Below are 5,191 nucleotides of genomic sequence, written 5' to 3' on the forward strand. Positions count from 1 at the left end.
TCAACATATGGAGTCGGAAGGTGTTGTTTACCTCGATGAAGCTGGCATGAATAGTCAAGACTCGGATTATCCTTATGGTTACTGCCAGGAAGGACAACGCTTCGATGCCCTCAAATCCGGGAAGAGGCAGGGCAGGGTGAGCTATATGGCGGCATGGTGTTATCAACAACTCTTCGCCCCCGATCGCTTTGAGGGTTGTTGTAATCGGACAGTGTTTGAGTTGTGGTTGGAGTTTATCTTAATTCCAACATTGAAGCCAGGTCAAACTCTAGTACTGGACAATGCAACGTTTCATAAAGGGAGGCGGCAGGCTGAACTGGTGGAGGCAGCTCAATGCCGTTTACTCTATCTTCGGCCTTATTCGCCAGACCTCAACAAGATAGAGAAATGTTGGTCGTGGTTGAAAGCCCGCATTCGCCATTGCACGTGAGCAGTTTGATTCTCTCGATGATGCCATGGATTCTGTTCTCAAGGCTGCGTCCTAACCGTATTGACTAGTGCTATAGAGATTTATTAATAAAATTTAAGACTCAAATGTTAGTTTTTGCTGTATTGTGGGTATTATCCTTAATAGAGGGTAGAGTTAATTAAGTATTTTCCACAGGAAGTTAAACAACATGACCAGTTCCAGTAAAGATTATTTTGTTGTCCGTCAAGCCAAAGAAAAACGCAAAAAGAAGCTTTTAGCGATTATTTCTGTGGTTTCCTTTGGTGGTTCTATGCTGTTTGGTGCAGTAGTTACAATCAGACAAGCTATGCGAACTCCCCAAGCACAGCCAGAAACTATCTCTGTAGAGGATTCATTGCAACAACAACCAGAGGGTTATGAATTGGTTTTACAAAGAGAACCAGAAAATCGAATGGCTTGAGAACAATTATCTTTATTGCGGATACGATTGGAGGATTTTACAGGTGCAATGGAACCTTTAGAAAAGTTAATATCTTTGCATCCTGAACGCGAAGATTATCAGGTCATGTTAGACAATGTTAAAACATGGCAATCAGTAAGTGAATAATTTTAAACTATTTGCAGGTTGATAGGAAAAATAATACTAAATATCTTGCTTACAATTAGCTATTGATATAGAGTGAATAATCAATTTTTTCATATCTTCAAAAGAATATAAAGACACATATATTTAGGTTTTGGTAGCTATAAATGTGAAGGATTAATTAGTATATATAAATTATTAAATTCGCGATTGAGGTGTAGAGTATATATTGTTATTAATATAACTCAAATTTATCCGTTGGAAGATATTACTGTAGAAGGTTTTAAAGGAGTCATCAGTCATGGATTTAAACGAATCATTCCAATTAAATGAATATTTAGAATGTAAAAAGCAGAATTTACATAAAGAAGAAGTTTTACGAAAAATATCTGCTAAAAATAACAATGTCATTACAAAATTGTTATCTGATAATAAACCTATTAAACTGGAATTAGGTGCAGGACAAGAACGCCAATTAGAAGGATGGACTACTATAGACATAAGGTGCGAGACGTTTAGGAGTCAAATAAGGCTGCAATGCCTGGAATAACCTCCTAGTGGTACTTTCACCCCTTGGTGGAATAAAAGGGACTCGTACCCTGACCATCCCATAACTGTTTATATGTCCCGACGCTTGGAGAAATCGAAGCAAGGCAGGGAACTCAAGGTCATAAACAAAACTGAGAAATCAGGGCGTAGAGAGTAACGGCGATAGCCACCCCCAGTTTCAGGATACACAACCCGTCAGATTGAAGCGGGGAACGGAAGGCTCCGAGGTGTAACCTAACACCAGAACAAAGACCACTGCCAACCATCTATGATTAGGCGTGAGCCGAATGTCTGACTTGAACCATCATCAGTATAGAGCAGCGAAACAGGTTGATACGCTGCGCTCAAAAGAGTAAGGGGAAAAGTAGGAGGCTGTTACAACTACCTACACAGACCTTTAAAAGTACCCTGGTGRAGAGGACAAATCTAAAGATGGAATGCCCATATAAACGGAACGTTGCAACCCCTCTTAGGCTCTGATAATCTGGTCGAGAGAGTCAGTAGTGAAAAGTGTAAGCGAAAGCCTATTAGGGGGTGAGATGTGACCAGAAGCCAACGCCCTATTGTAATGATAGGGATATGCTAACGGGTCACGGTTTGATTGTAAAGAAATAGAGCCTAGTAGGTGTATATATGGCGATAGCGAGTTTAAAGAAAGGGTTTGGGAGACCAAAACCAATCAAGACTACGAACAACGCATGGAAAGCCATCCCATGGACTAAGGTTCAACGGAAAGTTTTCAAGCTCCAAAAGAGTATATTTCAAGCAGCTAAATCGGGACAGGATGCAAAGGCTAGAAGGTGGCAACGTCTATTGGTGAAATCATATTATGCCCGACTCTTAGCAGTACGGCTGTAGGGGCGGGTTCCACGGTCAGCCATGCTTCCCAACAGTCAGCTTAATAAACCCGCCCCCCAAGCGGGTCAAGGCAAGAAAACGGCTGGAGTCGATGGAGTAAGAGTCATCTCTCCAAGGCCAAGGTTTGAGCTTGTTGAGAGCATTAAGGGAAACCTCAAAACAAAACCACTGCGACGGGTGTGGATACCAAAACCTGGAAGGGATGAAAAAAGCTGGAATAGGAATACCCACAATCCAAGATAGAGCAAGGCAAGCCTTGGTTAAGTCGGCTCTCGAACCTGAATGGGAATCGAGATTTGAAAGCACAAGCTATGGGTTCCGTCCAGGACGGTCAGCCCACGATGCAATATCCAGAATCTACCAAAGTATAAACAAAGGAGGTTATTATATACTGGATGCGGACATAGCTAAATGCTCTTACCGTGAACCATGATTACCTACTGTCCAAAATTCATTGTCCAAGCAACCTAAAGAAAGACCTGAAACAATGGCTCAAAGCTGGGGTGCTAGACAACGGTGTATTTGAGGATACAGAATCAGGGACACCTCAAGGAGGGGTAATAAGTCCAATACTCGCCAACATCGCACTGTTGGGCATGGTTAGGCTCATAAAAACAATGTATCCCAAGAAAGCAAACAGAGCACAAGCTACTGTTATAAGATACGCTGATGACTTTGTTGTGATATCCCCATCACTAGAAATCATTGAACAGTGCAAAACTGCTATTTCCGAGTGGCTAAAACCTGTAGGACTAGAAATTAAACCTGAAAAGACTCGAATTTGCCACACACTCAATCCCATTGAGTACAACGGCAAGACTGAGGAACCTGGGTTTGATTTTTTAGGATTCAATGTTAGGCAATATCCGGTAGGAAAATATAAATCTGGGAAAAGTCAAAAAAGGTTCAAAACCAACATCAAACCCAGCAATAAAGCAGTTAAAGCTCATACAGAAGTAATTAAGGGTGTAATAAAACAACATAAAACAGCACCCCAATCAGCTCTGATAAGCAAACTAAACCCAAGTATAAAGGGATGGTCAAACTACTACTCAGGGGTAGTCTCATCTGAGACCTTCAATAAACTGGATAACATAGTCTGGTTAATGTTACGGGCATGGACAGTATCAAGATGCAGAAAGGCAAACTACGAGAAGCTAGGAAACTACTTCCAACAAGGAACGGTTAAACTTAGCAATGGGAAAGAAAGACATGAATCTTGGTTATTCAAGACTAAAGATGGATTTCAACTATGGAAACATAATTGGACTCCGATTGTCAGACATACCACAATACGCCCTGATGCAACACCATACGACGGAAACTGGACTTACTGGGCAACCAGAAAAGGACAAGCAATCGACACGCCAATTAGGGTAGCAAAACTACTCAAAAAGCAAAAAGGCAAGTGTACCTGGTGTGGGCAATACTTTACCCCATCAGACCTAATTGAAGTAGACYACATTGTACCTCGAAGCCTCGCTGGAAAGGATGAATACAAAAATCTTCAGCTATTACACCGCCACACCCGCGACGATAAGACGGCACTTGACAAGGCCAACGCTGTGTCCTTAACAATGGAGCAGTCAAACTAGGAGCCGTGTGAAGGGAAACTTTCACGCACGGTTCTGAATGGGAGGGGATGGAGGCGACTCCATTCTCGACCCCTAATCGGGGACTTGAACAGGTTTTTGCCAAAATGAGAATTGCTGGGAGGTGATATGGGTATTTGACAGATTGATTAAGTTGTGCTTATTGATTAACCCGTCAATAATTAAAATTTGTTGCTAAGGGAAATGCACTAATTGTCCCRTGTGCTARGACTGAATGGAGTGCATTTTGAGTGTAACGGTACGAATATCGGGTTGAGCGATATCACGCGATAGTAGTCAGGATAAAGTATTGTCGGGAATGCGCCCTACTGGAATCGAACCAGTCTGAAGGCGAATTATGAGTTCGCTGCCTCCCCAATCGGCCAAGGGCGCACAAATCGGTAGGGGTCGAACGGGAAGTCACCTTCCCGAACTCCCATTAAAAACCGTGCTTGATACTTTCGCATCACACGGCTCCTGATGTGGACACCCTTTTTCATAGGAACAGAGTTACTACCCCCTGCTTTCGTACTTCAACTTTTGGAGCTTTATGCACCACGTAGTCTTTCAACTCGCTCTCGCCATTATACTCCTACTAATCGCAGTATCTATATCCACACCGCGACCTGTGGGCATATCCYAGYCATTACARWTRGGCATTGGCTTMTGGTCGCATCCTTCACCCTCCAGGGGTAGGGGTCGAGAGTGAAGTCACCTTCACCCCCTCCCATTCAAAACCTTGCTTGATAGTTTCCCATCACACGGCTCCTGATGTGGATACCCTTTTGTCATCGGAACAGGGTTACTACCCCCTGCTTTCGTACTTCAATGTTCAGAGCTTTATGCACCACGTAGTCTTTCAACTCGTTCTCGCCACTATACTCCTAATAATCGCAGTATCTATATCCACACCGTGACAATTGGGCATATCCCAACCATGACAATTGGGCTTTAGCTTCTGGTCACATCCTTCACCCTCTAACCATGCGCTTACATTTTTCACTACTGCCTTGTCAATAGCATTACTCACTTGTTTATAGGCAGAGCATTAGAGGGATTACAACGTTCCGCTTATATGGGCATTCCATCGTTAGATTTGTCCTCAGAACCGGGGTACTTTAAAAGTCTGTGCAGGTAGTCGTATGAGCCCCCTAATTTTTCCCTTGCCCTTTTGGGCGCAGCGTGCCAACCTATTTCGCT

At 43.0% G+C, this 5,191-nt stretch carries 7 protein-coding genes, 1 tRNA gene and 1 pseudogene; 8 read left to right on the forward strand and 1 reads right to left on the reverse strand.

The window, feature by feature from the left end:
* From B9T16_RS25450 to B9T16_RS25485, 8 genes and pseudogenes are all read left to right on the forward strand, one after another.
* Positions 1–485, forward strand: a pseudogene (locus B9T16_RS25450) (IS630 family transposase); the annotation flags it as partial.
* A gap of 132 nt (positions 486–617) precedes the next feature.
* Positions 618–869 (forward strand): hypothetical protein, encoded by a 252-nt coding sequence (locus B9T16_RS25455; RefSeq protein ID WP_006615918.1) that lies wholly within the window; start codon positions 618–620, stop codon positions 867–869.
* Between the two features lie 15 nt (positions 870–884).
* Complete coding sequence (locus tag B9T16_RS25460; RefSeq protein ID WP_286146584.1) at positions 885–1,016, forward strand: hypothetical protein; 132 nt, start codon at positions 885–887, stop codon at positions 1,014–1,016.
* Between the two features lie 277 nt (positions 1,017–1,293).
* Positions 1,294–1,542 carry a hypothetical protein gene (locus B9T16_RS25465; protein ID WP_410246074.1) on the forward strand — a complete coding sequence of 83 codons (249 nt, stop codon included), beginning with the start codon at positions 1,294–1,296 and terminating at the stop codon, positions 1,540–1,542.
* Between the two features lie 632 nt (positions 1,543–2,174).
* On the forward strand, positions 2,175–2,399 hold the full coding sequence (locus B9T16_RS25470; RefSeq protein ID WP_014276929.1) for a reverse transcriptase N-terminal domain-containing protein: 225 nt from the start codon (positions 2,175–2,177) through the stop codon (positions 2,397–2,399).
* Between the two features lie 21 nt (positions 2,400–2,420).
* Positions 2,421–2,642 carry a hypothetical protein gene (locus tag B9T16_RS25475; RefSeq protein ID WP_014275071.1) on the forward strand — a complete coding sequence of 74 codons (222 nt, stop codon included), beginning with the start codon at positions 2,421–2,423 and terminating at the stop codon, positions 2,640–2,642.
* On the forward strand, positions 2,602–2,832 hold the full coding sequence (locus B9T16_RS25480; RefSeq protein ID WP_014274752.1) for a reverse transcriptase domain-containing protein: 231 nt from the start codon (positions 2,602–2,604) through the stop codon (positions 2,830–2,832). The genes B9T16_RS25475 and B9T16_RS25480 overlap by 41 nt, the downstream gene beginning before the upstream one ends.
* Positions 2,822–3,994 (forward strand): group II intron reverse transcriptase, encoded by a 1,173-nt coding sequence (locus B9T16_RS25485; RefSeq protein ID WP_410246075.1) that lies wholly within the window; start codon positions 2,822–2,824, stop codon positions 3,992–3,994. Before B9T16_RS25480 ends, B9T16_RS25485 begins: the two co-directional genes overlap by 11 nt.
* Positions 3,995–4,311: 317 nt before the next feature.
* Here the strand turns inward: B9T16_RS25485 and B9T16_RS25490 are convergent.
* Positions 4,312–4,384, reverse strand: a tRNA-Met gene (locus B9T16_RS25490).
* Positions 4,385–5,191: the final 807 nt, after the last annotated feature.

It is taken from the genome of Arthrospira sp. PCC 8006 (genome assembly GCF_046480465.1).
GTDB lineage: Bacteria > Cyanobacteriota > Cyanobacteriia > Cyanobacteriales > Microcoleaceae > Limnospira > Limnospira platensis.

Coding starts and splice junctions, on each gene's coding strand:
- B9T16_RS25455 (WP_006615918.1), top strand. CDS start 618: ATGACCAGTTCCAGTAAAGATTATTTTGTTGTCCGTCAAGCCAAAGAA.
- B9T16_RS25465 (WP_410246074.1), top strand. CDS start 1,294: ATGGATTTAAACGAATCATTCCAATTAAATGAATATTTAGAATGTAAA.
- B9T16_RS25470 (WP_014276929.1), top strand. CDS start 2,175: ATGGCGATAGCGAGTTTAAAGAAAGGGTTTGGGAGACCAAAACCAATC.
- B9T16_RS25475 (WP_014275071.1), top strand. CDS start 2,421: ATGCTTCCCAACAGTCAGCTTAATAAACCCGCCCCCCAAGCGGGTCAA.
- B9T16_RS25480 (WP_014274752.1), top strand. CDS start 2,602: ATGAAAAAAGCTGGAATAGGAATACCCACAATCCAAGATAGAGCAAGG.